This is a genomic window from Aeromonas schubertii (genome assembly GCF_000820105.1).
Classification (GTDB): domain Bacteria; phylum Pseudomonadota; class Gammaproteobacteria; order Enterobacterales; family Aeromonadaceae; genus Aeromonas; species Aeromonas schubertii.
The window spans coordinates 1-2,446 of record NZ_CDDB01000044.1; the positions used below are offsets into that span (position 1 = coordinate 1).

Consider the following 2,446-nt stretch of genomic DNA (forward strand, 5'->3'; position numbering starts at 1 on the left):
CAAATTCACTATGCCACTACAGGGTCGCCAGCTGATTGCGATCCAGATTGGCGTTGAAGGTGACAAAGCGCGCCCGATAGCCAAGGCGAGCCAGCTCGTCGCGAAACCCCTCCTCGGCCTGGGTCTCACCCCGCCACAGCACCATGGCGATGGTCAACGCCTGAGCCGGCAGCGTTAACAACAACAGCAGCACCACGACTCCGACTCTCATGCTTACCCCTCCGCTTGCACCCTTCAGTTAGCGTAGGCCAGCCAACAAAAAGCCGAACCCTGATACTCGACCGAGCGGGGCCCCCAAGGCCCATCATGAGTCGCGCCTTCATCACCATCACAGCACGGAGTAGAATGACCCCATTCGGCCTTGCCAAGGACGATCTTATGAACGGACCCGACCCCGCCAACCCGCACCCCATGGCGGGCTTCCCCCAGGTGTGCTTTATCAAAACCTCTTTTGGGACACCCACCTTTCTACGAACCTCTTTTGGGACACCCACCTTTCTACTGCTGGCGTTAGCTCACATCCATGAACCTCTTTTGGGACACCCACCTTTCTACTGCTGGCGTTAGCTCACATCCATTACCGAGATGATTTGGCCCCTTGAGACCTCAGACGCCAAGCATCAAACGTTGGGGGGAGTGAATTCCTAAAAACAGGCCACTACACACCGAGCGGCCACGTGACCGCACTCATGTCATGAGATGCACCAGAAGGGAAAGTCGACTTGAAGCGAGATTAGTGGGTTGGCTGGTGACACCGTCGCTGGCCGCAGTGGTGGGCGTAACGCTCTCGCGCCGCACCGTGGCCGATGGCCCGAATGCCGCTTCGTTTGAACAGCTTCACCTGCTTGAGCCAGTCCTCAGCGTCGAGTTGCAGGCGCTCCAGTATGGGGGAAAGCGCCTCGGGAATATGGCCCCGCTTGTCGTCGCGAATGGCGCGGCCAGTCCAGTCGACCAGCGCCAGATAGTCGCTGAAGGTGTAGGGAAGTGATTTGGCTTCATCTTTCTTGGCAAACAGCCTCTTTTTGGACACCCACCTTTCTACTGAAGGCGTTAGCTCAATCCATTACCGAGATGATTTGGCCCCTTGAGACCTCAGACGCCAAACATCAAACGTTGGGGAGAGTGAATTCCTAAAAACAGACCACCGAGCGGCCACGCGACCGCACTCATGTCATGAGATGCGCCAGAAGGGAAAGTCGACTTGAAGCGAGATTAGTGGGTTGGCTGGCGACACCGTCGCTGACCGCAGTGGTGGGCGTAACGCTCTCGCGCCACGCCGTGACCGATGGCCCGGATGCCGCTTCGTTTGAACAGCTTCACCTGCTTGAGCCAGTCCTCACCGTCGAGTTGCAGGCGCTCCAGTATGGGGGAAAGTGGTAGCCTCTTTTTGGACACCCACCTTTCTACTGTTGGACACCCACCTTTCTACTGAAGGCGTTAGCTCAATCATTACCGAGGTGATTTGGCCCATTGAGACCTCAGACGCCAAGCATCAAACGTTGGGGAGAGTGAATTCCTAAAAACAGACCACCGAGCAGCCACGCGACCGCACTGATGTCATGAGATGCGCCAGAAGGGAAAGTCGACTTGAAGCAAGATTAGTGGGTTGGCTGGTGACACCGTCGCTGACCGCAGTGGTGGGCGTAACGCTCTCGCGCCGTACCGTGGCCGATAGCCCGGATGCCGCTTCGTTTGAACAGCTTCACCTGCTTGAGCCAGTCCTCAGCGTCGAGTTGCAACCGTTGCAAGATGGGGGAAAGCGCCTCGGGAATATGGCCCCGCTTGTCATCGCGGATGGCACGGCCGGTCCAGTCAACCAGCGCCAGATAGTCGCTGAAGGTGTAGGGGAGTGACTCGAGTTTACCTTTCTGAGCGAAAGGGAGCAGCAAAGGTGGCAACTCGGTGGTCTGGGCCCTTCCCAGGCGCTGGCTGATGCTGGTGTAGTCACTCTTCTCGGGTCGGTCGGCAAGTTTGGCGCGGATAGGATTGAGCTCCACATAGGCCATGCAGGCTAATAGCGCCGACTCGGTCAGCAGGGCCTGGCTCTTGAAGCGCCCCTCCCAGAAGTGACCCTTGCAGCTATCTTCCTGATTAGCTTGGCGAGCCAACCCTTCGTTGAGCAGGCGCACGAACCAGCTGATGGAGTAGAGCCTCCTGCGCCACTCCTCTATCAGCCCCTGCACTACCGCGAGCTCTGGCTCAATCAGGGCATCCCCCTGATACCAGCGGCGCACCAGTAGCGGCCACTGGAACAGCCCGGCCCAGCGATCGGCCACCTCTCGCTCGCTCCAGCCTTGCGCCTGCTCGGCATCCACTTTCAGCACCAGATGGTAGTGGTTGCTCATCACCGCGTAGGCGCAGATGCCGATGGCAAAGAGCTGCGACAGCTGACCCAGCCGGTCAACCACCCACTGGCGGCGATGCTCGTAGCTCTGCCCCGAGTGGG

General features: G+C 58.7%; 3 protein-coding genes and 2 pseudogenes. 1 reads left to right on the plus strand and 4 read right to left on the minus strand.

Features of this window, described 5'->3' with window-relative positions; all coding sequences use genetic code 11:
* Positions 1 to 19: 19 nt before the first annotated feature.
* Positions 20 to 211, minus strand: a pseudogene (locus BN1133_RS08910) (hypothetical protein); the annotation flags it as partial.
* Between the two features lie 167 nt (positions 212 to 378).
* On the opposite strand from BN1133_RS08910, the pseudogene BN1133_RS20450 reads away from it, so the two are divergent.
* Positions 379 to 462: pseudogene (locus BN1133_RS20450) on the plus strand (chloramphenicol acetyltransferase); the annotation flags it as partial.
* Positions 463 to 733: 271 nt separating this feature from the next.
* On the opposite strand, the gene BN1133_RS08915 reads toward BN1133_RS20450, so the two are convergent.
* From BN1133_RS08915 to BN1133_RS20315, 3 genes are all read right to left on the minus strand, one after another.
* The gene (locus tag BN1133_RS08915; RefSeq protein ID WP_050666192.1) at positions 734 to 1,030 is read right to left on the minus strand and encodes a hypothetical protein; all 297 of its coding nucleotides are present in this window, start codon (positions 1,028 to 1,030) and stop codon (positions 734 to 736) included.
* 182 nt (positions 1,031 to 1,212) lie between these two features.
* Positions 1,213 to 1,395, minus strand: coding sequence for a hypothetical protein (locus BN1133_RS20110; protein WP_231686253.1), 183 nt, complete (start codon positions 1,393 to 1,395; stop codon positions 1,213 to 1,215).
* 203 nt (positions 1,396 to 1,598) lie between these two features.
* The coding region (locus tag BN1133_RS20315) for a hypothetical protein (protein WP_050666193.1) at positions 1,599 to 2,446 on the minus strand (848 nt) is incomplete at its 5' end.